Below are 25,858 nucleotides of genomic sequence, written 5' to 3' on the forward strand. Positions count from 1 at the left end.
CCCGCGGAGCGGGTACCTGAGCGCTGCGCGCTCAGGAGAGAACCGCCTCGCTTCGCTCGGCGGGGCTCGGCTTCGCCGAGCCAGGGCCGGCCCTTCGGGCCGGTGTCCTGCGCTTCGCTCCGGACGGGTTGGGGGTCTCGCTTCGCTCCACCCCCAACGGCCTGCTTCGCAGGCCTGAATGACCCCGTTTCACGGGGTCCGAGCCTTCGGCTCGTTGCGGCGTCCGCTTCGCTCCCACCCCCGGCCCTTCCGGCTCCGCCTCCAGGACCAGCCCACTCCGCGGGCGGCCAGCAGCAGTGAGCACCGGGGCCACCGTCTCCTGGGTACCGGGGAAAGGTCGATCAGTCCAGGCAGTCAGCACGCGTGAGACGGCTCGCACTGCCCTGGTGCGAGGTGGGTCAGAAGGTGTGCCACTCCTCGGCGGGGATGCAGTCCCACATGTCTCCGGTCCAGCCTTTGAAGAGGAAGACCGGCCGGGTCAGGACGATGTCGCCGGCCCGCTGGACGCGGATGAACAGGCCCAGGTCGCCTGAGACCGGATTCCCGTCCGGGGCGTACTTCAAATCCGTGTGCGCATGCTCTTCGGCATAAGCATGCAGCCAGTCCTCGGCCTCCGAGGGAACACGCCCGACCAGACCTATACCGTCCACAGTGACCTGAGGGCCATTCAGGGCATCAACGGCCACGGCCGCCAGGTGGCCCGCACCCGTGTAGTAGAGCGCCACCCCAGGGTCGGGGTATCGCTCCCAGCTTGGCACCCGACTCCGGTCGGGATACTCGGCACAAGTCCGTGTACGGGGTTCCGGGCCGCTGAGCGCCGCAGCCACCTCGTCCGACCTCATACCGAACTCCAACAGACCCACGCCAACCAGCGGGCTCCACACCCACTGCTCACGCTCCCCGTCCTCTTTGACGTCCCACAGACCCAACGCCTTATTCCCCCACAGCCAGCTACTTCTTCTTTGCACTGCCTCGATCCCACCAGACCACCACACCCCCACCGTGCTGCCAGCAGCCAGGGCCACGACCACTCTGTGACTCAATCTGGTATGCGGGTAAACTCGGGCAACGAGGCCGAGCACCACACCTGGTGCGGCGGTAGGGTCGCTGCATGTGGGTGGGACTGGATGAGGTCGACTGGGCGGCACTGAAGCACAACTACGGGTCGGCCGAGGACGTGCCCGACTTGCTGCGCAGGTGCGCGGGGCCGGACCCGGGCGATGCCGAGGACGCAGCGTGTGACCTGCTCAACCTGTTGTTTCATCAAGGCGGTTGGGTCTGCTCTGCCGCATCAGCTGCGCTGCCCTTCCTCCTGCTTCTTGCCGCGGCGGCAGAGGTGAAATGTCGTCGCACGGTGATGGAGCTGGTGGCGAGGCTGGCGTCGGAGGCGCAGCAGGTCCGCGAGCAGTTCCTCGATCCCGGCTGGCGGCCAGCGTGGGAGCGAGTCCTGCCTGAGGTTCTGGTCCTGCTGGAGGACCCTGAGCCCTGGATTCGGCGGGACGCCGCTGACGTGGTCGGTGTCTGCGGCAGCTCTGGTGAGCTGACTCTGCCTTCGCTGCTGAGGCGGTGGCAGGCCGAGGATGATCCAGCGACCCGGCTCGATGTGATCCTCGCACTCGGGCAGGCTGTGTTGCGACAGCCCGCGGGCGTGCACGCCGCCGAAGTCTTCGACCTCCTTCAGGGGCTGCTCGATGCCCCTGAGGCGCAAGTGCGCCTGGCCGCAGTGCACGCACTCGCCCCAAGCAAGCCGGACCTTCCCGAACAGCGGCTGGAGCTGTTGTTGGAGGCAGTCCGGGACCCCAGTGTCGAGTTGTGGCGCCACACTACGGCGATGGACTCCGGAGTACAGGGTGTCCAGCACCGGACCGCAGCCCTGTTTCCCGGGCCGTCCACCGGCTTCGCTCTTGGCCTGCTGAACGACCATGTCGCCGAAGAGCAGAGGACCGGCGCCCTGGCCCAGGCAGCAGGGCTGCTGGCCCAGTGGCGCTCCCCTGCCTCTGCTCTTCTCCTCCGCATCGCCGCCCGTCTGAACGACCCTGCCTGCGAGGCCCGATTCCGGGCAGCCGAGCTGCTGGCCTGCCTTGGTCCCGCAGCCTCTGCCCACGCCGACGAGGTCGCCGCACTGCTCGGCGACAACGCTGCGAGGACGACCCGAAAGCAGGAGACCGTCAGCGAGGCCGCCTTGTGGGCGCTGGCCAGGATGAACGATCCGCGGTGCCTGCCGGGCCTGATCGAGCTGGTGGCCGGCGCGCGGTCCGGGTTCGCGTCGAACTCCGCCAGCTACCCCGCCACCGCCGGCTGGCACCATGCGGTCCTCCCCTCGCTCCCGGAGGTACTCGGATACCTTGCGGACCACATCGAGCGACTGCTGCCAGCGGTCTGCGGCCAGCTCAGTACGAGCACGGACGAGCTGGTCATCAACCGTTTCTGCCGGGTGCTTGCGGGCTGGGGCCCTGCCGCGAAGGCAGCGGTTCCGGAGCTTCTCAACCTCATGGAGGACGACCGGAACTGGGGCGGCGCGGCGCTCGCCCTCGCCGGCATCGGACCTGCGGGCAACGGGGCCCGGGAACTGCTGCTGGCCCGGGCGGACGCAGGGGGGACGCACACGGAGCTCGCGGCATGGGCCTACTGGAAAGTCAGTGGTGAGCCCGGACCGCTCCTGGAGGCATTCGAACGGGCCGCGCCTCAGGGAAACATCCCGCGTCCTGCCCTGCGCAAGCTCGCCGACCTCGGCCTACATGCTGCCGGCTTCGCGAACCGGCTCCGGGCGATGACCACCGACACCGACCCCTGGTCCCGCGTCGAGGCAGCCCACGCCCTGTGGGCCGCCACCGGCGACACACAGACCGCTGTCCCCGCGCTGATGACCGCCGTACAGGGCCTGGCCAAGGGCGACTACCTTCCCGTCATGCTCCCCGCCGTGCGCCACCTGGCACAGATCGGCCCCGCCGCGCGGCCCGCCGCCCAACTCCTGCACGCCGTAACCCACCATGACCTGCGGCTACGCAGCAGCGGCGCCTGGCGCGGCTTCACCCAGGATGAAGACATCCGCGCTGCTGTCGACGAACTCCTCGCCGTCTGCGGGTGACCCGTCCATCGCCGCGGCCTTCCAGACGGGCGTTGAGGCCCTCACCCCGGCTACAGGTAGTGCGCGGCGCCGGCATAGGACATGCCCAGCGCTGCGGTGAGCTGCTTGAGATCGAGTTCGCCAGCGAGGGTGAGCAGCCGCGTGGAGCGCAGGACGCGAGGCAGCAGGCCGACGGGGGCCAGGCTGTCGCGGATGTGGGCTGGGCCGGCCGGACCGGTGGTGATTCTGGTCAGTCGGGTTACCAGCATGTGCGGGTTGTCGGTGCGCAGGGCAGTCCGGTGGCCGAGGCAGTCCTTGAGTGCGTTCCAGGTCGCGGTGTCGAGTTCGATGCTGATGGAGCGGCCGGGAAAGCGGACCCTGCGGCAGTCGGTGTTGACGTGGTCGAGGGTGAGGAGGCGCAGTTCGGTGGTGGTCGCGGCGTGGAGGAGCGCGGCCAGTCCGATGAACGCCTCGTGCGGGTGGACGTCCGTGCCGCTGCTCCAGCGCCGGAAGAGGACACGCTGCTCGGCCAGGGTGAGGGTCGTGCCCCGGAAACCGCGTGACTGTGGGGCATCGAGGAGCGCACCGGCATTGTGGAGGACCACGCCGGTGCGGTGGACGTGGGCGAAGAACGGGCGTAGTCCCGCGAGCCAGGAGGCCCGGCGGGCCGGGTTGCGGGCCAAGAACGCTTCCAAGTCCGTAATCCTCAAGGTTGCCCACGTGGTGTGTCCCTGCGCATGGGCGTAGAGCGCCAGGTCCCGAATGGTGTCGAGGCGGACCTCGATGGTCTTCAGCCGATTCGGCTGCAGCCCCAGCCCCTCAGCCCGCTCACGCTGGACCAGCAGCGCCTCTGCGAAGCCGCGAACGGCGGGGCGCAGCGGGGCGGGGACAGCTTGGATGCGGCGTTCCCGGCGGGCAGCAGCTCTCGCGTCCTCGGTTTCACCGGGCCCGAGGAGGTGCTGGGCGCGGAAGAAGTCGGCGAGGAGCCGGCCGAGCCACGAAGTCTTGCCGCGCGCGTGGATGAGGAGCGAACGCGGGTCGGCAGTGCCGGCATCGAGGATCAGACGGGCTGTGTGGGCAATGGCATCCGCGGCGTAGAAGGCGTGCCGGTGAGTCGCCAGATCCGCGGTGAAGGCATCCCACCAGGAAGGTCTCTGCGGCAACCTTCCGGCCCAGCTGGCCGCACGGGTCTCCACCGTATGCGGCGACTGCTCGTAACAGGCCTTGCACATCCCCCGCGCCCACTGAGACAGGGCACCGCATCCCGAACACGCGACGAGAGGCTCCGCCATCGCGGGATCGGAGCACGGCCGACACCGCTGGGTCGCCGACTCCAGAGTCCGGCGGCGGCCGCAACGCCGGCACGGACCGGGCGCGGGCCGGCCTGCTGCACGACGGCGGCACGCCGCGCAGCTCTCCTCCGTCGCACGCCTGCCTCCGCCACAGCCCGGACACGTGCGCGAGCACCAGGCGCAGCGGCCGGTGCCCGGACGCAGCCAGCGCAGTTTCGTACAGCCCGGGCAACAGCCCTGGACAGCGTCGGGAATGGATGCAGCCATGCGATGCAGTCCAGGTTTGTAGGTGGACGTAGGTGGGTGCGGTCAGAGAGGAGGCAGCGACCGGGTTGGCAACGCCGGCTTGACGGTCGCTGGTGCAGTCCGGGCGGATCGGCGGCGGGCGTCCCCCTGGGGCGAGCAGGCTGGTCAGCTCCGCGATGGCCTCCGGCGGGGGCTTGCGCGGGCAGTCACTCGATTGAGGGGAGGTCGTCCGCAGCGTTGCGTCGTTTATGGAGTTGGGCGGTATGACCGCGATCAGCGCGGACCACCGAAAGGACAAACATGTTGCAATGCGCTCGCACTCGTGCCCGGGTCGCGTCAGTGATCACCACGTCGGTGCTCTCCGTGGGCCTACTGGTGCCGTCGGCCTCCGCGGCCATGATGGCCGACCCAAACCCTTCGGCTCCCGGTCTCACCATGGGCGCCCTGACCGTGATCAACTCTGCCGTCTACTTCCCCGAGACCTTCCTGAACTACAACTAACACGATCTGGCCTGCGACGTCGTCAGGGTTCTGGGTGGCTGGCGTCCAAGCCGCGCAGCGGACGCAGGGCCTAGTCAGGGCCCGCTGCGCGGCGGCCCTGACCAGCCGTGTCGGAGACGCTTGTCAGCCAAGTCAGCTCTGGGCACCCGAGGGTAGGGCAGGGGGTACGGGGCTTGCAGGGCATGGGGTGCCTCCCAATCGTGGCCGGGGGATAGCTGTTGCGTTGCGGATGATCATGGGAAAATCCGCGTGGGTCGACACCGTGCCGGGCCAGTAAGTAAGGAGGTAGCTATGTCTGACGAGAGCACCCCGGAAGGTCGCAAGGATGCCCCCGAAGCTCAGGCGTCTTACGAGATCGTCATCGAAGAGGAAACTGAGTACCCAGCCATTGATGTCTTCGAGGAGTAACCGCCGATGGGGAGCAAGCCGCCTGCCTGGTAAGTAGCTCACGCGGGCAGCGTCAGAACGGCGAGTCCGAGCCCCGAAGTCTTCGCGATGACACGGACGGCAGAGCGGTGGAACGTTCCCGTCCGCGTCCGAGCCCCCGAGGGTCAGCGGCTCTATGTGGTTCACGTCGACAGCGGACGGCAGGAACGCTACCCCGCACCGTGCGGCACTCCGCAGAGCCCGCCTTACGGAGCACCCACCGGAGCCGTGCCGCAGTGTTGTTGCCCGCTGCGATTACCTCGCGCCGCTTCGGCCGTGCCCGCACCGAGGGGCGGATCCTCGTATGACTGTCTGATTACATGGTTCGCAGCGACCCTAACGGGCAGGCGCAGCCGGCGGCGGCCAGTCTAGTGAGTCGCGAAGCGATCATGGCCTGGGAGGAGTTGGACTATCGGCGGCGTCGGGCGCACAGCTGCACGGTGGTGAGTAGATCATGGCTGGTCGCAGGCGGGTCGTCGGTCGCGATCTGGTGGCTTGATCATCAGGGCTTTGAAACGCCCCTGGCCTCGGTGCGCGGGTTCCGGCAGGCGAGCCGGCCGACCATGCCCTCGGACGATCCCGCGGCGGGCTGACCACGAAGATCCACCTCGCCTCCGACGGCCACTGCCGGCCACTCGCGTTCGTCCTCACACCCGGCCAGGCCGGGGACGCACCGGCATTCCCCCAGGTCATGGCCGCAATCCGGGTGGCGAGGCGGAAAGGAAGGCCCCGAACCCGCCCCGTCGTCGTGCTGGCCGACAAGGCGTATTCGTCCCGCGCGATCCACGAACACCTGCGTCGACGCGGGATCCGGGCCGTGATCCCGCAGCCTGCCGACCAGATCGCCAATCGCAGGCGGCTCGGCAGAAGAGGCGGCCGTCAGCCGGCCTTTGATCGCGAGGTCTACAAGCAGCGGAACACCGTCGAACGCTGCATCAACAAGCTCAAGCAGTGGCGCGGCCTGGCCACTCGTTACGACAAGACCGCGACTGTCTACCAGGCGGCCCTCCACCTCGCGGCCATCCACATCTGGGCCGCGAGGTGATCGCTAAGAAACGGCCTAGACCCCGGCCGACCCAGCGCGCTCACGGTGCCGAACGGGTCGAATCTTACGCAGCACCGAGGTCTGAACGGCCATGAACGAACGTCCGAGGGACCGTCAAGCCCCAGGTGAGATGCGGTGTTTCACGGGAAGCAAGGCTGCGGAACCGAGCCGACTTGACAGCGCACCACGTTCTCTTGCCGATCCCCCACCAGCCGATTTTCATCGGGCCCTAGAAATCTCATCGCGCCACAGCTTCACCCGCATGGCCCAATCAGTCGAGTGACGCACATCACACATTACCCAAGGGGGATATGAGAGGGCCCACCTACACCGCGGCGTAGGTGGGCCCTCTGGGCTGGTTGGTTCAGTGAGCCGGAACGGCTTCCTGGCTCTCTGTGTGGCGGTTGAGCACAGCAAGCATTTTGGCGAACTCGGTAGGCGGCATTTTGCGGATCAAGTGACCGGCCGCTTCGATGCCGTCCAAGTACGGAAACATCTTGGGCTTGTGCGGGTTCGGACCATCTGCCTCGCTGGTGCCGGCACCTGGATGGGCCTGCCCGGGAAACGGATGCCACCCCTGCCGACGCCTGCGAGGCAGCAGGCTCCGCTCTGCTGCCGGCCTCCTGCTGCTCCGTGGCAGACGCGGAGACCTTTACGGCTGTTCGGGACGGCGGACCGCTCGGCGGAGGCTGCGGTGCGCTGTTCCTGTTCGGACCGCCACCACTCCAGCTGTTGTTTGCCGGTCCATGCTCCGTCCCGGGCCAGCTTGCCTAGGGAGCGTGCCGCGTCGAGCGGCATGGACTTCGTCTTCACGAGGTCCTGAACTTCGGGAGCGAGGTGTGTGAGGACGTCTTGATGCTGGTCTGCGACGGGCTGAAGGGCCTGCCCGACGCGTTCGGCGAGGTCTTGCCCAAGACCGTCGTCCAGACCTGCGTCGTTCACCTGCTGCGGGCCTCGTTCCGCTATGCGGGCCGCCAGGACTGGGACAAGATCGCGAAGGCGCTGAAGCCGGTCTACACCGCGCCGACCGAAGACGCTGCCACCAGCCGGTTCCTCGAGTTCTGCGAGGAATGGGGCCAGAAGTACCCTGCGATCGTCCGGTTGTGGGAGAACGCCTGGGCCGAGTTCGTCCCGTTCCTGCAGTTCGACGCCGAGATCCGCCGGATCGTCTGCACCACCAACGCGATCGAGTCCGTCAACGCCAGGATCCGCCGGGCGGTCAGGGCCCGCGGGCACTTCCCCTCAGAGAACGCAGCTCTGAAGTGCGTCTACCTCGCGGTGATGTCCCTGGACCCGACCGGCGCCGGCCGCAAACGCTGGACCACCCGCTGGAAGCGAGCCCTCCAGGCCTTCGACATCGCCTTCGACGGACGCCTCACCAACAACCGAATCTGAACCTACAAACCAACCCAGTTACACCGAAAACTTGGCTCTGTCTCACATTCGGTGGTGACGCAGAGTGGCGTAGGTCGTTGATGTGAGCGTGAAGAGTCTCAACGAGCTGGTGGCAACGGTGTTTTCGGGGATATCCCCGCTGGTCGTCGAGGATGTGGTCGACGAGGGTGAGCGCGTGGTCGTGAGGGCACGGACTCCAAGGGAGATCGCAGCCTGCCCGGTGTGCGGGGTGCTTTCTGGGCGGGTGCACGGCTATCACTGGCGGACGGTCGCCGACCTGCCGCTCGACGGCCGGCGGGTCGTGGTCCGGGTCCGGGTACGGCGTCTGGTGTGTCCTACCCGGGGCTGCCGCCACACTTTCCGCGAGCAGTTGCCCGGGGTACTGGAGCGATACCAGCGGCGCACAACCCGTCTGACCAAGCAGATCAAGGCCGTGGTCAAGGAGTTAGCGGGCCGTGCGGGATCGCGTCTGCTGGAGATACTCGCGATGGGCCTGTCGCGTCACACGGCCCTGCGGACCCTGCTTCGTATTGCGCTGCCCACCGGGCGGGTGCCCCGCGTGATCGGTGTCGACGCTTTTGCCCTGCGCCGGCGCCACCGGTACGCGACCGTGGTGATCGACGCGGAAACGCATGAGCGGATTGACGTGCTGCCCGACCGTACGGCCGACACGCTGGAAGCGTGGCTGCGCGAGCATCCGGGTGTCGAGGTCGTATGCCGCGACGGCTCCACGACCTACGCCGAAGCCATCCGCCGTGCCCTGCCCGACGCAGTGCAGGTCAGCGACCGGTGGCACTTGTGGCACAACCTCTGCGAAACCGCCCTGAACGAGGTCAAGGCACACAGCACCTGCTGGGCCGCCGTGCTGGACACTCCAATCTATGAAGGACTACGAGCCGAAACGACGCTCGAGCGTTGGCATCAGGTCCACGGCCTCCTCCAGCAGCATGTGAGCCTGCTCGAATGCGCCCGCCGATTGCAACTGTCCCTGAACACTGTCAAACGCTATGCCCGCGCCGACCGACCCGAGCGCATGCTCCGCGTCCCCAAGTACCGGGCCAGTCTCGTCGATCCCTATCGCGAGCACCTGCGCAAACGCCGGGCCGAGGACCCTGCTGTTCCCATCCAGCACCTCTTCGAAGAGATCAAGGCTCTCGGGTTCACCGGCTGCCTGAACCTCCTGCACAAGTACATCAACCAAGGCCGCGCGGACGCCGACCGCAGCCACATCTCCCCGCGCAGGCTTACCCGGATGCTACTGAGCAGGCCCGAGAACCTCACGAGCGGGCATCGCGATCTCCTGGACCAGCTGACTGCCGCCTGCCCCGAGATGACCGACCTGGCCGGCGCCGTCCGGACTTTCGCCCAGCTCCTGAAGCCCCGGCCCGAGAACGTCGACGCGCTCAATCGCTGGATCGCCCAGATCCGTACTGCCGACTTGCCGCACCTGCACGCCTTCGCCCGCGGACTTGAGCGAGACCGTGACGCTGTCATCGCCGCGGTCACTCTTCCATACAGCAACGGCCCGACCGAAGGGATCAACACCAAGACCAAGCGGTTGGGCCGCCAGATGCACGGACGAGCAGGCTTCACCCTGCTCCGGCACCGCATCCTCCTCGGATAACACCACCCAGCGTTACCACCGAATGTGAGACAGAGCCGAAAACTTCACAGACCGCGCCCACGAGGCTGCCACCACCCAGCGGCCAGGCCGTCCGCACGATCTACCCGGAGGCCTCACGGACCCGGGTGGCGACAGGCGTAGCGGACCTCACCACTCGAACACCGCCGTGAAGCCACTGGGCGCCGCCGCGTTCCCTACGAAGGAATTTGGGGCTCCAGCAGCCGAAACGAGCCATCAGCTTGCGTGCGCCCTCCACGATGGCATCGACGACGCGGATTACATCACCACGGTGAAGGTGCTCCAGCGGTTGATCCACAACGCGGGCGCGACAGTCGCTTGACCCGCAGTCGCCTTCACACTTCGTCGCACACGAACAAACAGCCCGGCTTTGACGGCAACGGAGATCACTCTCGGCGCACTCTGAACGCCGTGCCCGGCTCGGGAGGTCAGCCGATGTCCGCCATGACGCGGCGGCCATACGCCTTGCTGATCCGGACGACGGCCGTCAGCATGCCCACCAGCAGGATGACCGACAGCACCGGGACGAGGTCGACGGGCAGGGCGTACGCCATGACGACGCGGGCGGCGGAGTCGATCAGGAAGGAGGCGCCCCAGGCCAGCGACATCCAGCGCATCACACGGCGGAAGCGCGCGTGCCGCTCCCAGTTGCTGTGCCAGGCTCGGGCGGTCTCCTCGGGCAGCATCTTGACCATGGTGGTGAAGATGAAGGGGCGCTCGGCGAACAGGGTGCCGATCATCCAAAAGCCGAGCAGCCCCGTCAGGTAGCTCTCGCGAGCCAGCAGCAGCCGGGCATCCCCCGTGACGAGCGTGATCGCGGTGCCACAGACCATGACGCTCAGGGTGAAGAGGGTGACGGCCGCCACACGGCGCTCGGTGACCGTCCTGTACACCAGCTGCCCCAGCGGCAGGGCGCCGCTGACCAGCAGGGACAGCCACTGCCCGATCCCTGCCGCCCGCAGCCCGTAGTAGAGGCCGAGCGGCACGCCGACATCCATGAAGGCGGTGCGCATCAGCAGCACCTTCGGGTCCGCCTTCGCGACTGTCTCCGGCTGCGCGACCGCCGCCCGCTGTTCGCCCTTGCCCGTCATCCCCGCACACTCCCTGGCCTCGCGCCCCACCCGGACCGCTCTCCGGTCCGTCCACTGCTCCCTGACGCTACGGGGGCGGGCAGGGGGCCGGAATGCAGAAGGGAGCAGACCTGGGGTGCAGAAAACTCCACCCCTCCCGGGGGCGTCGTCGTCCGTCAGCCCTGGGGCGGGTTCAAGTAGGCCAGCACCGCCAGCACCCGCCGGTTGTCGGTGTTGTCCTGCACCAGCCCCAGCTTGGTGAAGATGCTCGCCGAATGCTTGCTGACGGCACTGTCGCTCAGATGCAGCTCCAGGGCGATGCCCGCGTTGGACCGGCCCTGCGCCATCAGCTCCAGCACCTGGAGCTCGCGCCCGGTCAGCGAGGCCAGCGGACCCTTGTGTTCGCTGCGCCCCACCAGCTTGGAGATCACCTCGGGATCCATCGCGGTCCCGCCGCCCGCCACCCGGCGCAGCGCGTCCACGAACTCCTCGTCACTGAAGACCCGGTCCTTGAGCAAATAGCCGATCCCGCCCCGACCGTCGGCCAGCAACTCCCGGGCGTACAACTGCTCCACGTGCTGCGACAGCACCAGCACCGGCAGCCCGGGCACCTCGCGCCGCGCTGCCAGAGCCGCCTGCAGGCCCTCGTCGGTGAACGTGGGGGGCAGCCGTACGTCGACCAGCGCAATGTCCGGGCGGTGTGCCAGCAGGGCCCGCGCCAGTTCGGGCCCGTTGTCGACGGCCGCGACGACTTCGAAGTCGTAGGACTCCAGCAGCCGCACCATCCCGTCCCTCAGCAGGAATTGATCCTCGGCGAGGACAATACGCACGGCAGCTCCATGGTCACGACGGTCGGGCCGCCCACCGGGCTGCTCACGAAAAGATCTCCGTCAAAGGTACCCAGCCGCCGGCGCACGCCCTGCAGCCCGGTGCCCCGGTCAAGGTCGGCGCCGCCGCAGCCGTCGTCGGTCACCGTCATCCGCAGTGCCCCGTCCGAGTGCCACAGGCCGATGTGCACCCTGGAGGCCCCCGAGTGCTTGGCCGCGTTGGCGAGAACCTCGCACATTGCGAAGTACGCGCACGCCTCCACCGGGGCCTCCGGGCGCCCGGGGACGTCCACCGTCACCTCGACGTCCAGCGGGCAGTCCAGCGCCATCGCCCGCACCGCGTCGCCCACGCCCCGCTCCGCCAGCACCGGCGGATGGATGCCCCGCACCAGGTCCCGCAGCTGCGCCAGCGCCGTTGCCGACTGCCGGCGCGCCTCAGCCACCAGCTCCCGCAGCTCCGGCGCATCTTCGCCAAGCCGCCGCTCGACCATACGCAGGGTGATCCCGATCGACACCAGGCTCACCTGGGCACCGTCGTGCAGGTCCCGCTCGATCCGGCGCAGCTCGGCGGCCTGCACGCCGGTGGCGTCCGCGCGGCTCTCGGTCAGCCGCTGCACCCGACGCGCCAGCTGAGCGTGCCGCGTCGGCCGCAACAGCAGCCTCCCGAACCGGGCGTGCGCCGCAAGCGCGTACGGCGCCACCCAGACGGCCGCCGCCACCAGCACCGCACCCACCGGGACAGCGAGCCACGGGACGCCGGCGAGCTGCTGCACCGGTGGCAACTGCCGCAGCGTCTCGTCCCAGAAGCTGTACGGGCCCGCGCCATCCGTCAGCGCGTCCAGCGAGCCCGGCACCACCAGCCCGAACAGGGCGAAGCCCGCGACGAGCGGCGGGACGAGCAGCAGCGCGGCGGCCGCCACCGGACCCACCGCCAGCCACAGCAGGTCCCGCCACACCGCCGGATCGGTCAGAGTGTGGCGGGTCAGCTGCAACTGCCGTACCAGGTAAGGAGACCGGTACAGGCGGCGCCCGTATCGGTAATGGCCGTCCGCGCCCCGCTCGACCGGCTTCGGCGCGTCCAGATAGGGCACCGGGATCTCCACGCCCGCCAGGTCCGCTGCCAGCCGTCGGCCCAGCGCGACGAAGCGGCGGCCGAATCGCACGGCCTTCGGGAAGACCTCCACCAGGCCGGTGCACAAGCTGACCACGAGCGCCACCACCTGCACGGCGGCCAGCAACGAGCCGACCAGCGCGAGCGCCGACAACAGCAGTGCTGCGCCCAGCAGTTGCAGACGGCCGGTCAGGGTGTTCCGCTTCTTCCCGGCCGGCCCCGCCGGCGGCGCGGGTCGGGGGGCCAGCAACAGCCGGGTCCAGCGCCCGTGCACCCGCAACAGCAACGGCCCCGCGGTCAGCCCCGTCACCACCGAGGCAAGTCCGGCACCGGCGGCCGCCGCCGCCCACGTCAGGCCCGCGCCGCCGACGGCCCGGCCCACGCATACCACCACGCCGTACAGGCCGGCGCCCACCAGCACCGCGGGCGACGCCGCCACCGGTACCCCGACCAACGGGTCGAGCAGCATCCACGCCAGGTCCCGAAGCGTCGCCGGGTCCCGTCGCATCTGGCGGGCGCGACGGCGCCGTACCACCGCGTCGTACGAGACGTACAGCTGCCTGCCGTCGCGGTACATACCGCTTTCGCGCGGCCGGGGATCCGGCGGCTCGGGCAGGTAGGGATCGCCGACGGGTACGTCCGACCACCGCCCGGCCAACTCGCGCCGCATGCACGGCAGCCGCCGCACCGAATCCAGCACGCCGACCATGCCCAGGGCCACCGCGACCACGGCGGGCAGCACGGCCAGCAACCCCACTACGCCCAGCGCCGCCAGCGCCACGCCGCGCAGGGACGCCGTGGCGTACGCGCGCAGGCGCGCCTGGGCGCAGACCGCTCCGGTCGGCACCCCGTGTCGTTCATCCCGGCCGATCGGAGCAAGCACCCACCCAGTCTGGCACGTCCGTTCCAGACGGGCCCAGGAGGCGACGTCCAGGTCAAGCGACGCTCTTGCCCGCATTGCGGATAAGCCGCTGAAGCACCCTCACCGTGGTGACGTAGTCCGCATCACCCGATCCCGTCGTGGAGGGCGGCGCGGATCGCGGGGGCGTGGCGCGCGAGGTCGACGCGGGCCTGTTCACCCTCTTGCGTGAGCTACAGCCGGGCCTCGGTGTCACGTCTCAGCCAGCCACGTTCCAGTAGGACCCCGGCCTCCGCCGCCAGATCGTCCTCGGGCCGGAGGTAGGAGGCCATGGCCTGCCGCAGCTCGGGCAGCGTCATGCCCGCGCCGTCGGGCAAGATGTCGTTCGCCGACAGGTTGCGCAGGAGCCAGAACTGGGGCTGTGTGTAGCCCTTTGCTGCCTGCTGGGCCCGGGTGTAAGCGATGAGTGCCTCATGGGCGACACCGCTCCAGTACGCCGCTGGCTGTCCGGCGAGCTCGGCATCGGTCATCGGCTGGTTCGTCATGAGATCTATCCTCTTCGTGCGTCGGTGCGAAGTCCGCACGCTGTGCCGACCATAAGAAGACCGTAGGGCCTCAACTTAGGTTGAGGGCAAGGGCGCCGATTGCGGTCCCGTTCAGCGGCACGGTCTGGACGACGGAACCCCTGACACGCTTCAGAAGTAGAGTGTGCCGAGTTCGCGAACGATGTCGGCAACCGCACTGCCGAACTCACGCACGCGGTACACCACCGCCCCCTTAGTGGTCGACGCCGGAAATCCCTCTGGGGTTGACTCCCGCTGTTGTTGTGCGTGAGGTCCGGCTAGATCTCGGGGACGGCCAGGTAGAGGCGGCCGCAGGCGCAGTCTGGGGATCTCCCGGGGTGCCGCCGAAACTGCCTGTCGCCACTCTCACAGATGGTCATTTGTGAGGGGGCGGAGCGTCGCGGGAGGTGAGAGCTCGGGCATGACTCTCCTGTTGAGGCATCAGGAGGTTGCGGTCGACCCCGGACTGGCCGCGGGTGGCTCTGCCTTCGCGCGACCGCGCACGGAGGCCGCTCCGATGTCGTCGGGCTGAAGGAGCCCGGTGAGTACGCGGGTGAGGATGCGGTCCAAGAGCGATTCCGATGAATCCTCGGCCTCGGGCGGCTGCCTGATCAGGGCGGTGGTGAGGTGCGGGTGATGGCCCGCCATGGCGACCTGGGTGAGGTATTCCGCCTGGGCCTGCTGCCACTGCGGGATGGTCTGCTCGGCGAGACGCTGGATCTCCTCGGCGCGGGTCAGAGTGGAGACGACGGCATTGAGGATCGCGATGGCCTCCAGCTTGGTCCGGGGACTGACGTCGACGTCGGCGAGCGCGGCCAGGGCGTGCTCCAGGTAGGTGACCGCGTGCGGCCCCACCGGGGTCCTCGCCGCGGTCGCGTCGAGCAGCCATGGGTGCGCGAGGTAGACGCTCCTGCTCTGGCGGGCCAGGGCGAGCAGGTCGTCGAGCCAGTGTCCGGAACCGAGCCCGGCGTAGGAGATCTCGCCGTTGACCTGGTCGATCATCAGTTCCAGCAGTTCGTCGCGGGTGGCCACATAGCGGTAGAGGGATGCCGGCCCGGCCCCGAGGGCGACCGCCACGGCCCGCATGGTGACGGCGAGCAGGCCGTCCGCGTCGGCCAGGGCGATCCCGGCGGCGGCGATGCGGTCGCGGTCGAACGTGGGCGTCGGACCGCGTCCGGCGCGTTCGGGGCGCAGCCAGATGCTGTGGGCGGACGGCTCGGTCATGACCCCTCCTTTTCTGCGAACGACGTATGCAGTACTTTAGGCCACATGAACTGCGAACAGTGATCGCAGTAGATGGAAGAGAGCCGACATGCCCCAGGTGCAGCAGCAGTGGACGTCGACCCGGTACGCGCACAACGGCGACGTGCAGGTGGCCTTCGACCAACTGAAGGGCGCCGAGGGCGAACCGCTGCTGCTGATCATGGGGTTGGCCACCGCCCGGTTCTGGTGGCCGGCCGGACTGTGCCAGGCCTTCGGCGACGCCGGGTTCGCCGTGGCCCGCTACGACCAGCGCGACGCCGGCCAGTCGACCCGGATGCCGGACACCGCCACCACCAACCCCTTCAAGGCCCTGTTCGCCAAGCGCGGGGACGCCTACACCTCCGAGGACATGACCGACGACGCCATCGCTGTGATGGACGAACTCGGCTGGGAGCGAGCCCATGTCTTCGGCCACTCCCTGGGCGGCGCGATCGCCCAGCGGATCGCGCTGCGACACCCCGACCGGGTGCTCAGCGTCACCTCCTCGGCGGCCCTGCCCAGCGACGTCTCCGGGCTGGGGGTCCTGCGCTACCTGCGGTTCGGGCTGCTCGCCAAGCTCGCCCGGACCAAGTTCCCCGAGGGCCGCGAGGGCGACATCGAGGCCGCCCTCACCGTCTGGCGCGGCATCGCCTCTCCCGGCCACCCCTTCGACGAGGCCGCGGCCCGCGCCTGGGTCGAGGCCGACGTGGACAGCGGCCCGCGCGACAACAAGGCGCAGAGCCGCCAGATCGGCGCCCAGTGGCACGGACCCAGGCTCAGGGAACTACGCCGACCCACCCTGGTCCTGCACGGCGAGCAGGACCCGATCCTGCGCGTCAGCGCGGGCCGCGCCACCGCCCGGGCCATCGACGGCGCCCGCCTGGTGACCTACCCGGGCGTCGGCCACGACCTCCCCGCCGCCCTGTGGACCGACATCGCCCACCAGGTCAGCGACCTGGCAGTCCGCCAGTTGCGGTCAGGCAGTGCGGGCGTGTTCGGACAGCCGCTGAGCGAGTGACAGCCCGGTGCACTCCGGCGCCGTGGGCACGGTGGCCATAGTGCCGGATCGTTGAGGCGCCGGACGCGGCAGGATGCCATCCGTCGTGATCCACTTACCCCGAGCGGCCCGCCTGCCATGCCCGTTGCCCCGGCCTGCCCGATAGCCGCGACCGCCGCCGAGCGCGAGCGGTTGAAGAAGATGGCCTACGGCAAGAAGACCCCGTACCGGTTACGGCGGCGCGCGGAGATCGTCCTGCACGCGGCACGGGGGCTCCACGCGCGCAACGCCCGCGAGCGTCCCGTCGGCTTCAGAAGCCGTATCTCAACCGAACGTGATTCCTTGATTTCCGCTGTTCAGGCATGGTTTCGCTCGGGGTGAGGGAGGCACGCGGCATCTTGTATCCGCTTCATGACCGAGGGGTGCGCGGTGGCGTCGGTGTTGGGAATGCTGGAGGTGCGGGAGGCGGCTGCCCGGGTGCGGGTGGAGGGCCTGCGGGAGGAAGCCGCGCGGTTGGCTGAGGTGTTGGAGGCCGCGGAAATCGAACTGGACCGGCGGGTGATCGCGCGGGAGGAGCTCGTCGAGGCCCTGGCCGTGTCCGCCGCCGAGACGACTGCCGTGACCGAGGCGAAGCAGGAAACGGTGCCCTCACCGGTGCCGGGGTCGGTGGTGCCGCCCTGGCGGGGCGGGCTGCCGGTGACCGTGCTCGCGCCCGACTACCAGCGGATCCTGGGCGTGCTTGGGCGGCGGTCCGCGGGCAGGGGGCCAGTGATGGCCAAGGAGATCGCGGCGGAGCTGGGCCTTGGGACGACGCCGGCGAAGGTCGAGGGAGTGCGGTCGAAGGCCAGGCGCCTGGCGGAACGCGGGTGGCTCCTCCTGGAGGTGTCCGGGATGTTCAGTGCTGGTCGGCGGCCCGTGGCCGTGCCAGACGCCGGCTTATCCGCGTGATACTCGACCACCGGATCACCGCCTCGCTGCTGGCCGGCAGCGTCTCGTAGTCCCGGGCCGGGCGGCGGGAGTTCATCGACCACGCGAACGTGCGCTCGAACCGACTCGCCGCCATCGAACGCGACACAGACGCAGCCTGAACTTGAGTTCGCGCGTCACGGGGGTCAGGCGATCTCCGGGCGCCGGCGCTGACCTTCCGGTGTGAACGTGAATCGATCGGCGAACGGGCCATCACCACAGCGGACCGCGAGAAGCAACGGCGCTTCCCGATCCGGGGGCCATGACGAATCGGATCCAGGCTCGGTGCCGTTCCACAGGTGGAAGGAGATCATCGGCTCTGCGATGTCCTTGGTGACATATCCGAGGGTTTTTCCGTAGAGCGGGTTGGTTCCGCCGAACAGCACCGACGGAGGACCGAAGGCAGCAAGAACATCCGCCCACACTCGGTCGTGCTGGGCCCACGGACCGATGATGCTCCGCATTGACGCGTATGTCTCGGCGTCCAGCACTCGGTCGGGATTGAGCCACCCCTGTCGCCATGCGAACTCCGCGTATACGGAGGCCACGCTGGCATCGTGGTCGGATGCAAGCAGACGATTGATGGCGCCTTTGACGCCAGTGGGGGGCCAAAGGCCTACTTCGCCCCAGGCGTGCTTCTGGTCACCCCAAACCTCGGGCCGTTGCTCAAGGAAGAGCAGATGGTCTATCGCCATCCAAGCGGCGAGCTCCACATCGCCGTACATCCCCGGCCTGCGCAGCACAAGGTTGAACTGATCGACGAGGTAGTTACGCATGTCGTCCGATGATGCGAGCACTGTGTCCACGGCCATCCGGACAGTCTGGCCTACGGCACCGGCAGACAGGCCAGCAGGCGGCAGAGGTCAGAGGTCAGAACTCGACCAGCGGACTGGTGCACATACCTCTGTACCCCGCGGCGCAGCCAGAGAAGTACGCCGACATCCTGCCCCGCCGGTGGTCGTCGAACGTATCCTGGCATGGCTCATGCACGCCCGCCGCCACGCCCGCGACTACGAGAGGCTCGTCCAACACAGCGAAGCCCTCATCACATGGGCCGCCATCACCCTTATGACCCGACGCATCACCCGCAAGCCCGTCCAGTGGACACCACGGCACACAGCCAGGCAGACCGAACTCGAACAGGCGGCTTGACGGGAGTTACGAGTCCAGGCTGTCATCCAGCGGCAGTAAAGGCACCACTGCTGAGGACGGGAATCACGATGGAAGCGTCCAGTTCCGTCGCTATGGCGACGTCATCGGCATAACCCCCGTCGATGAGTTCTCGTCCCGAGGAGCTGTCCGCGACGACGGCACCGACGTTCGTGACGCCCGCGAAGGCTGCCGCTGCCACCGCTGCCTCCGGCGAGAGCTGGTCTCTGCCAAGTCGGCGCAGAGAATCAATCACAGCTCCAGCTCCGAGCAGATCCTCAAGCGCCGGCCTGAGACTGCCATCGGGCCAGCGTTCGCCCGAGGCAATGACTGCGACAGGTCGTTCAGCCGTTCCATAGCCCTGATCAGCGAGCCATTGGCCGACAGCGGTTGAGTTCCGCAGAGATGCGGCGACGACGGTGGATTGTCCGGCAGAGGCGGCGATGGTGGATCCGTTGGGCGAGGGGAGCACCAGCCGAGGCGTGAAGGGAGCACGCCGCAATGCGGCCGGCGACAGTGACCACGGTGAGGTCTCGGTGGCCATTCTCCGCCCTACCGCCAACATGGCGTCGATCTGGTCGGCGAACAACACAGCAGTCTCGTCACGCCAGCGATAAGGAAAGACCTGAGCTCCCGCCTCCACCGCGACCGTCACCGACGTGGTGAACGAGAGGACGTCAACGACGACAAGACAGGCGACGTCTTCCGCGAGACGAGCCGCGCCGACAGGGCCCCACTCAAATCGCACCCCGTGTCCTGCCTGCATGAACCAGCTTCCCATGAACGCCGATCATGCCAGCAACTGGCGAGCCCCCACCACCACCGAGGTCGAGTCGAGTGGGCTCCAGGATCGGAAACAAGTACTCAACTTGCCGTTTAACCTCGGCGATCGGGGGCCCTGCTGGTCTATGAATTGTCGGGGCAGTCAGCCGCGGTCCAGGTCGCGACGAGGTCATGGCAGACGACGGTGAGTGAGCCGTTCCAGAACGCGATCTCGTGACTGCAACCGTTCTGGTGGGGCAGGACCTCGTCGAGGATGACCGTTCCGGCGGTCGCCCAGTCGTTGTCCTCGATGCTTCCGCCATCGAAGCTGGAGACACCTGTGTAGCGGATGACCAGGTCTTCGTCGTGCTTCCAGCAGTTGTGCCGGAACTGGATCTCCATCTGCTCGTCATCAGATTCGACACTCCTGACGTGCTGGAGCTCCAGGTCCTTCACACACCGCTTGCTGGAGAAGTCGTAGTGCTCTGGCGCAGTGGCGAATGCCCGGGCCCCGGCTGGCAGATCGTCTGCCAGCGACGGCAGATGCTCCAGGTATCGAGCCGGGGACAGGACGCCTGCCAGGTTGCCGACCTGTGCATCCAGATTGATGTATTCCATCGTCCTTCGTTCCCGCTCGTGGCCCTGTTGGCCAACGAATCGTCGCACGGCCTCCATGCTGTCGGTCCGGAGATTCACGCTGCCGCACTCGATTCGGAGCTGCGTCTGGGTTTGGTGCCCACCTTGTGGTGTGCGGGTCGGGTGTAGGACTCGCCGGTGGCGAGGACTCGTCCGACGTCGTAGCGGGCGGCGGGCTGTCGGTTCTTCGAGCCCAGCGGGCGGCCGGGGCCGGGCCGTGTGGGTTTCGGTGCACCGGCTGGCGTGCCCGTCTTCGCCCGTAGGTTCCTGAACCCCCGCCGGACCCGCGCCGGGGTGAGCCTGTTCGCTTCCGCGGGCCGCTCCCATGGTCGACGTAGATCCTGAGCGAGTGGGCGGGCGAGACGGAGCTGAGCGTGTGCGGCCAGGACGAGCCAGGTCCGGCGGTCTGCCGCCGCCGAGTCCCGCAGCTTCGGCTTGGTCCAGCCGAGAGTCTGCTTGAGTAGTCGGAAGGTGTGCTCCACATCGAAGCGGCGGAGGAACACCTGCCAGCACCGGTCGACGTCGGCGGGGCCGGCCCCGGTGCCCGACCACCACAGCCAGACGGGCCTGTTCACTCCGCCGCTGGGCAGTTTCGCGACCGTCAACCGGATCACGGTGCCCTCGATGATGGGCAACAATCCCTCGTGGTCGAGCCACGCCGCCCGCCGGGTCAGCCGGGGGTGCAGGCGATCCCATGCCTGCGCGGTCGCCGTCCCGTATCGGTCGGTGTCGGTGACGGTCACCGCGGTGTCCTCGCCCCAGGTCTCGGGTCGGCCGAAGACGAACTCGCCGCCATGCTTGGGCGGGCGACCGCCCTGAGGCGGGCAGATCCACGGCACCGGAACGGGCTTGCGCATCACCCGGTCCGAGCGGAGCCGCCCCAGCACCTCGACCGGAAGATCGGACAAGAGGTGCGCGATTCGGGGTGCGTCGTATCCGGCGTCCAGGACGACCAGGACATCAGGACATCAGGATCACCCTGCCGCCACTGGCCGGCTTCCACGAGACGTTCGATGACGTCGCGGACCTGGTCGGCGGTGACCGCGGTCAGGTCCGCGCCGGGCTCCCGTCGGATCGCGTCCAGCAATGCCGTCCACGAGGTACGGCCGGTTTCCAGGGCGGCGACGATCGAGTATGGCCAGCCGGGAACCATCTGGTGCTTGCCCAGGCCGCGGCCGAAGGTATGGCAGAAGGAGCGGTCCGAGCACGTATCGGCGTCCGGTCGCAGCCATGGGGATACGTCGACCGCCAACACCAGGCGGCCGTCCCCGGCCCTGGGCAAGGGCACCCCGGCCAGGGCCCGCCGCAGCCGGGCAACGTCGATCCGGCCTCGGCTCAGACCGGAGTACAGGGCGCCGTGGCCCCTCCGATGCTCGGGCGCGAGGGCGAGGTCCACGAGAGTACGGACCGGCCCATCGGAGCACAGCAGGGCATCGCACAGCTCAAACAATGCGTCACTTCCGGAGACCATGCACGCGTACAGCTCCGATCGGAACTCCACCACCGTTGTGAACGCGTCCCGTTGATCCTTGGGCTCGACCAGTTCCACGATCCCGGCCTCCGTGCAGCAGCGAACCTGCCCCAAGGATCACTTCCCAGCCCCTGATACCCCCGGTGAACTGGAAAGACGCCGGACAAGTTCGAGCCCGTTCGATGCCCGGACGTTAAACGGCAAGCTGAACGTGCCGCAGCGCGCCGACCTCCTCGAATCCTGCGGCAGGCCGACCCCCTGGCACCCAGGCCCCGAGAACCCCCGAGCGCAGCAGGGCGAAAACACCGTCACCACCAGCGCCCAGAAAGGCCCTGCCCAATGCAAGCCCCCCAGACGAAGCCCCGAAAGCTGCGCTCCGGACCGCCCGCCGGTTTCGCGGCCGCCAAGGTCTGCCTGACACCTGGACCAGGCCTGCCGAGTGCGGTGCGGTAGCCAGCGACCTGCCTCTATGCGCCCCCCGCGACGGCGGTAAGGAATTCGACGCTGTCCGTCTCTGTAAGGGGCCTGCTCATGTCAGGAGCGACGACCTCCCCGTTGACAATGACTCGGTGGACCCTCTGAACGTTGCCGTTACCGTCCCAGAGCACTGGGCCCAGCTGCGGGAACCGAAGCCTCAAGGAGCTCAAGGCCTCACCCAACGTTGAAGCCTGAACCGTCGCGGCCCGCTCGTAGTCGGTGAACCTCAACAGCAAACCGGAAAAGCCGAACTCCATGCTCTCTCCCTAATTGTTGATCAAGACATGGCGAGGCTGGCACGCAGCAATTGGCAGTACAAGGCAGCTTGCAGCCAAACCACCGTCGGCATGACAGGCGATGGTCCCTCATGCACAGATGACCTCGCCGCAGCCCGCAGGTGGCACGCTCGCGGAGCCGAAGCCTTGGCGAAATGCCCGGCAGTACACGGAACGGCCCTGCAGGGGACCTTCGCCCAGCCGTGCTGACTGGCGGCTCGGCTCAGCACGGGGAGCGGCGCGAGCTGCCCTTTCCCGCTGGCGGTTACTGGTAGAAGTCTTAGCGGCCGAAGCGGGCCAGGAGGCGGCGCGCCGCCGGCTCGCACCTACGCCCATGACAGCCCTCCGACAGTGCTCGGTCCTCAGGCAGCGGCGCGTACGGGCGGGGGTCCTGCTGCTGGGCTTTGAGCGCCCTGCGGATGACGCGCGCGAACGGGGTGCAGGGTGACCCGGCAGCCCTGGGCGGGGTAGGGCTCCGTGCTGGCGCGGTGGCCGATTCCTTCGTCCTGTCGCCTCACGGGCAGGAGTTGCCCATGGCGGATGAGTGTGTGCACCAGCACGGTGACTTGGATAAGGGCCAGTTGACCGCCGATGCAAGCGTGGGGGCCAGTTCCGAAGGGCAGCCAGGCGCCGCGAGGGGGCCGGTTCCCCAGGAACCGTTCGGGACGAAACGCCTCCGGATCGGGGTATAGATCGGGGTTTCGGTGCAGATCCCATAGGCTCGCTACGGCGAACGTCCCGGCTGGCACGTGGTATCCGCCGATGTCGCATGGCTCGTGCAGCAGCCAGGGGATGGCTGTGACCGGCGGTCGCAGACGCAGCGCTTCGCGGATGACCGCGTCTGTGTAGGGAGCGCTGTCACCCTGCGCGGTCGCCTCGTCGACCAGCCGTTGCCACACGTGCGGTGTGCGCGTGGCGCGCTCGATGACCCAGGCCGCTGCAAGGGCGGGGGCCTGGGCAGCCAACAGGTAGAAGACGATCTGGTCGCACAGCACCTCGTCGCTCAGTTCGTCGCTGTCAGAGGTCAGCAACATTCCCAGGACGTCGTTGTGAAGCGTGCCAGTGCGGCGTCGCCGGGCAACTTCCTCGCGCACCAGATGAAGGCAGGCATTCCAAGCCCTGTGTCCTGTGGGCCACCAGGGCAGCATGCCCAGTGCGTAGGCCATCACCGCAGGACGGACGGTGTTCTGGCGGAGCCGAGCGATGGCCTTGACCCAGGTGTGCAGAAGGCCAGGATCGTCGACACTGAGGCACGCCCTGACGTTGGCTTCGGCGACAGCTGTGTCCAGCAGGGGGAGCAGGCGGAACGACGTACCCACTGGGCAGGCATTCACCATCCGCTGTGCTGCGACGGCGATGGCAGCCCGGTTGCCGGACAGAGCGTCACCGCGCAGGGCGGGGATCATCAGCCGGCTGACCGCATGGTGCTGTGCGCCGGTCAGCTGGTTCAGCATCGCCGTGGAACCCATGGCGCGCCCCAAGAGACGGCCAGTTGTGTGGTGCTCCACTCCGGAGCTGTGCAGGGCTTGCTCGATCAGACGCGGATCACGCAGCCATACAGCTCTGGCACCCGGCGCCCAGTCGGGAACGATCGCGCCGTGTCGGGCGAAGTGGCGCTCCATGTAGCGCGGGCCCGAGAGGAAACGTCCCACCATGATCGGCATGATGGCGGGGGCGGGTAGTGGCTTGAGTGGCGACTTCTCAGTCATTCAGAGGTGTCCCGGATCGATAGGAGATGAGGGATGAGGGGTGAGTCCGTAGGTTCCTGGCGCGGTACTGCCGGGCTTGAGTACAGAGCCGAAGCTGCGCGTTAGCCGACTGAAGATGCCGGGTCCCATCACAGGCGCCGGCCGGTGATGTCAGGCTGTGAGCGCGTGGCTGAACTGGGGGGTTGTGAGGGATGTGAGCGTGGCGGTGAGGCGCACGCTGAGCGCGGGCGGTGGACGCGGTGGCGTCAGCTGGATGAGCGCATTCCAGGGCCTGGAGCGACAAGACCGCCTGGGGCACCGCGATCGGGTTACTGCGGCCTGTGAGACTCCAATGCTGGGAGGGGTGCGCCGTGGCGGCGCTGTCGGTGTGTGTACTCGGAGATGGCCTGCCACAGATGGCGCCGATCAGTCTCGGGCCAGTAGTCGGCGGTGAAGTACAGCTCGGCGTAGGCGGTATGCCAGGGCAGGAAGTTGGAGATGCGCTGCTCATTGCCAGTGCGCCACAGCAGATCGACATCCGGCATGTCTGGCAGGGGAAGGTGTTGTGCGACGTCCGTTTCACTGATCAGGTCGGGATCAAGCTGGCCGCTTCGTACCCGGCGGGCGAGGGCGGCAGCGGTACGGGTGATCTCGTCCCGGCCGCCGTAATTGATGCAAGTGGTCAGTGTCAGGCCGGTGCGGTCACGTGTGCTGCTCTCCCGCATTCTCATGAGGTCGATCACGTCTTGAGGCAGTCTGTCCGGGCGGCCGTGCCAGCGCATCCTGACGTCAAGATCCGCGAGAGGGTATTCGCTTAGCTCGTGGCGCAGGACGGCGAGGATGGTGCCGATCTCTTCGTCGTCGCGCTTCCAGTTCTCGGTGGAGAAGGTGTAGAGGGTCAGGTGCCGCAGGCCGATCTCCAGGGCACCGTAGACCATCTCGTAGGCGGCGGAGCGGCCGGTCCGGTGGCCTTCGTGCCGCGACAGGCCGCGTTGCTGTGCCCACCGGCCGTTGCCGTCCATGATCACGGCGACGTGGGTGGGCATCTGGTCGGCTGGGATCTGTGGTGGTCGCTCACCGCTGGGGTGAGATGGCGGGCTGCGAAAGGCCGGGCGCTGCGTGGGCGGACGCTGTGTGAGCACGGTGGCGTGCCGGGGTCGGCGTGGTGGTGGCACGGTCACCTCGGTCAGGCTCCAGGCGAGAGCGGCGCGTGCCCGAGCCGGGGCGAGGAGGCGGGCCGTGGTGACGAAGGAGGGCCTGGGCGGGGCATGAAAGAGGGCGGGGCCGGCGGCGCTCACGGCATCGAGCTGTGCGCGCAGCAGGTCGGCCATCGTGTCGAGGACGGTTGTGAGGCCGGGGTGCATCCCTTGGGCGAGGGCAGGCTGGGTCACCCATCGGCGGGCAAGCCGGGTCAGGGCGGTGATCAGGTCGGCGGTGGCAGGGCTCCAGCGCCGCTGCGTCAGGTCGTCTGCGGATCCCGGGAACTGCTCGAGGATCTGCCCGGGCAGGAGAAGGTCCTCCTGGGCGAGGTCGGCGGACAGATCGGTGAGGATGTCGGTGAGTCGGACTCCGTCGAGGAACTGCTCATAATCGCCTTGCCTGTCCAGGCGGAGTGCCACCGGCACGCCGGCCCTGTCGAAGAGGTCGCGGACTTGCTCGAACCAGGGCAGCAGGGTGCCGCGGCCCCAGGCACGCCAGCTGTGCCAGTCGGTGAACCGCCTGCCGTGGGCGTCGTGCTGGACCAGTGCCATGGCGTTGTGCAGCCCTGAGAGGTCCAGCCCCCAGCGCCATGCGGTATCCACGAGGGTCAGGCGGATCGGGTCGGTGCTTGTCCCGGTTGCCAGTTCATGGCCCAGGGCGTTGATCCACTCTTTGACCCGTGCGGTTCGTTCCCCCGCGTCGGCCGTGCGGTCGTCGGCAAGGTCGTCGAGGGCGTTGGCCGCCGCCCACAGCGCCCAGCAGGCGGGGCGGAGCACCGCAGGCACCAGTTGAATCAGCGCGTATTCCGTCGGGTCCTGCTGCTTTGTTCGAGTTTTGCAGAGCAGGTATGCCGCTTGAAGCGCCGGGTCGTCACCGACCACCCTCGCTAGCAACCTTCTCGAGCGGTGACCAGTTCGCAGGGTGGCAGACCGCTTCTCGTCTGAAGTGGTG

Annotated in this window: 18 protein-coding genes and 6 pseudogenes; 9 read left to right on the top strand and 15 right to left on the bottom strand. The window is 68.3% G+C overall.

Annotation, left to right across the window (positions count from 1 at the left end):
- Positions 1-398: 398 nt before the first annotated feature.
- Complete coding sequence (locus AC0693_RS35920) at positions 399-725, bottom strand: hypothetical protein (protein WP_478804193.1); 327 nt, start codon at positions 723-725, stop codon at positions 399-401.
- Positions 726-1,111: 386 nt separating this feature from the next.
- On the opposite strand from AC0693_RS35920, the gene AC0693_RS35925 reads away from it, so the two are divergent.
- Entirely contained in the window at positions 1,112-3,088 is a 1,977-nt protein-coding gene (locus tag AC0693_RS35925; protein ID WP_478804194.1) for a hypothetical protein, read from the top strand.
- Between the two features lie 50 nt (positions 3,089-3,138).
- Here the strand turns inward: AC0693_RS35925 and AC0693_RS35930 are convergent, their stop codons facing one another.
- A complete protein-coding gene (locus tag AC0693_RS35930; protein WP_478804195.1) occupies positions 3,139-4,230 on the bottom strand; it encodes a hypothetical protein in 1,092 nt (363 codons plus the stop codon).
- A 714-nt stretch (positions 4,231-4,944) separates the two neighbouring features.
- Between AC0693_RS35930 and AC0693_RS35935 the strand changes: the two genes are divergently transcribed.
- On the top strand, positions 4,945-5,106 hold the full coding sequence (locus AC0693_RS35935) for a hypothetical protein (protein ID WP_478804196.1): 162 nt from the start codon (positions 4,945-4,947) through the stop codon (positions 5,104-5,106).
- Positions 5,107-5,610: 504 nt separating this feature from the next.
- On the opposite strand, the pseudogene AC0693_RS35940 reads toward AC0693_RS35935, so the two are convergent.
- A pseudogene (locus AC0693_RS35940) lies at positions 5,611-5,769 on the bottom strand (HNH endonuclease signature motif containing protein); the annotation flags it as partial.
- Positions 5,770-5,852: 83 nt separating this feature from the next.
- On the opposite strand from AC0693_RS35940, the gene AC0693_RS35945 reads away from it, so the two are divergent.
- The 4 genes and pseudogenes from AC0693_RS35945 to AC0693_RS35960 all read left to right on the top strand — a co-directional run bounded on the left by AC0693_RS35945 (position 5,853) and on the right by AC0693_RS35960 (position 9,596).
- Positions 5,853-6,125 (top strand): hypothetical protein, encoded by a 273-nt coding sequence (locus AC0693_RS35945; protein ID WP_478804197.1) that lies wholly within the window; start codon positions 5,853-5,855, stop codon positions 6,123-6,125.
- A pseudogene (locus tag AC0693_RS35950) lies at positions 6,101-6,577 on the top strand (IS5 family transposase); the annotation flags it as partial. The gene AC0693_RS35945 and the pseudogene AC0693_RS35950, both read left to right, overlap by 25 nt.
- An 843-nt stretch (positions 6,578-7,420) precedes the next feature.
- Positions 7,421-7,972, top strand: a pseudogene (locus AC0693_RS35955) (IS256 family transposase); the annotation flags it as partial.
- Between the two features lie 82 nt (positions 7,973-8,054).
- A complete protein-coding gene (locus tag AC0693_RS35960; protein ID WP_478804198.1) occupies positions 8,055-9,596 on the top strand; it encodes an ISL3 family transposase in 1,542 nt (513 codons plus the stop codon).
- Positions 9,597-10,042: 446 nt separating this feature from the next.
- Here the strand turns inward: AC0693_RS35960 and AC0693_RS35965 are convergent, their stop codons facing one another.
- The 5 genes and pseudogenes from AC0693_RS35965 to AC0693_RS35985 all read right to left on the bottom strand — a co-directional run bounded on the left by AC0693_RS35965 (position 10,043) and on the right by AC0693_RS35985 (position 15,268).
- Positions 10,043-10,705 (bottom strand): VC0807 family protein, encoded by a 663-nt coding sequence (locus AC0693_RS35965; RefSeq protein ID WP_478804199.1) that lies wholly within the window; start codon positions 10,703-10,705, stop codon positions 10,043-10,045.
- Between the two features lie 155 nt (positions 10,706-10,860).
- Positions 10,861-11,514: a response regulator transcription factor gene (locus tag AC0693_RS35970; RefSeq protein WP_392900409.1), complete on the bottom strand. Its 654-nt coding sequence runs from the start codon at positions 11,512-11,514 to the stop codon at positions 10,861-10,863.
- Entirely contained in the window at positions 11,478-13,403 is a 1,926-nt protein-coding gene (locus AC0693_RS35975) for a sensor histidine kinase (protein ID WP_478804200.1), read from the bottom strand. Before AC0693_RS35975 ends, AC0693_RS35970 begins: the two co-directional genes overlap by 37 nt.
- Before the next feature lie 154 nt (positions 13,404-13,557).
- Positions 13,558-14,026, bottom strand: a pseudogene (locus tag AC0693_RS35980) (MarR family transcriptional regulator).
- A gap of 459 nt (positions 14,027-14,485) precedes the next feature.
- Positions 14,486-15,268: a TetR/AcrR family transcriptional regulator gene (locus AC0693_RS35985; RefSeq protein ID WP_478804201.1), complete on the bottom strand. Its 783-nt coding sequence runs from the start codon at positions 15,266-15,268 to the stop codon at positions 14,486-14,488.
- A gap of 88 nt (positions 15,269-15,356) precedes the next feature.
- Here AC0693_RS35985 and AC0693_RS35990 point away from each other — a divergent pair, with 88 nt between their 5' ends.
- Positions 15,357-16,304 (top strand): alpha/beta fold hydrolase, encoded by a 948-nt coding sequence (locus AC0693_RS35990; RefSeq protein WP_478804202.1) that lies wholly within the window; start codon positions 15,357-15,359, stop codon positions 16,302-16,304.
- A 390-nt stretch (positions 16,305-16,694) separates the two neighbouring features.
- A complete protein-coding gene (locus AC0693_RS35995; protein WP_478804203.1) occupies positions 16,695-17,231 on the top strand; it encodes a hypothetical protein in 537 nt (178 codons plus the stop codon).
- 164 nt (positions 17,232-17,395) lie between these two features.
- Here AC0693_RS35995 and AC0693_RS36000 read toward each other — a convergent pair whose 3' ends face one another.
- The gene (locus AC0693_RS36000) at positions 17,396-18,061 is read right to left on the bottom strand and encodes a hypothetical protein (protein WP_478804204.1); all 666 of its coding nucleotides are present in this window, start codon (positions 18,059-18,061) and stop codon (positions 17,396-17,398) included.
- A gap of 128 nt (positions 18,062-18,189) precedes the next feature.
- Between AC0693_RS36000 and AC0693_RS36005 the strand changes: the two are divergent.
- A pseudogene (locus AC0693_RS36005) lies at positions 18,190-18,371 on the top strand (IS5-like element IS4811 family transposase); the annotation flags it as partial.
- 52 nt (positions 18,372-18,423) lie between these two features.
- On the opposite strand, the gene AC0693_RS36010 reads toward AC0693_RS36005, so the two are convergent.
- From AC0693_RS36010 to uppS, 6 genes and pseudogenes are all read right to left on the bottom strand, one after another.
- Positions 18,424-19,179 carry a 2-phosphosulfolactate phosphatase gene (locus AC0693_RS36010; protein WP_478804205.1) on the bottom strand — a complete coding sequence of 252 codons (756 nt, stop codon included), beginning with the start codon at positions 19,177-19,179 and terminating at the stop codon, positions 18,424-18,426.
- Positions 19,180-19,304: 125 nt separating this feature from the next.
- Complete coding sequence (locus AC0693_RS36015; protein WP_478804206.1) at positions 19,305-19,778, bottom strand: hypothetical protein; 474 nt, start codon at positions 19,776-19,778, stop codon at positions 19,305-19,307.
- Between the two features lie 74 nt (positions 19,779-19,852).
- Positions 19,853-21,345: pseudogene (locus AC0693_RS36020) on the bottom strand (NF041680 family putative transposase).
- Positions 21,346-21,734: 389 nt separating this feature from the next.
- Positions 21,735-22,001: a MoaD/ThiS family protein gene (locus tag AC0693_RS36025; protein ID WP_478804207.1), complete on the bottom strand. Its 267-nt coding sequence runs from the start codon at positions 21,999-22,001 to the stop codon at positions 21,735-21,737.
- A gap of 380 nt (positions 22,002-22,381) precedes the next feature.
- Positions 22,382-23,728 (bottom strand): cytochrome P450, encoded by a 1,347-nt coding sequence (locus AC0693_RS36030; protein ID WP_478804208.1) that lies wholly within the window; start codon positions 23,726-23,728, stop codon positions 22,382-22,384.
- Between the two features lie 308 nt (positions 23,729-24,036).
- A complete protein-coding gene (uppS, locus tag AC0693_RS36035) occupies positions 24,037-25,788 on the bottom strand; it encodes a polyprenyl diphosphate synthase (protein WP_478804209.1) in 1,752 nt (583 codons plus the stop codon).
- Between the last annotated feature and the right edge of the window lie 70 nt (positions 25,789-25,858).

It is taken from the genome of Streptomyces sp. NPDC043876, assembly GCF_056435825.1.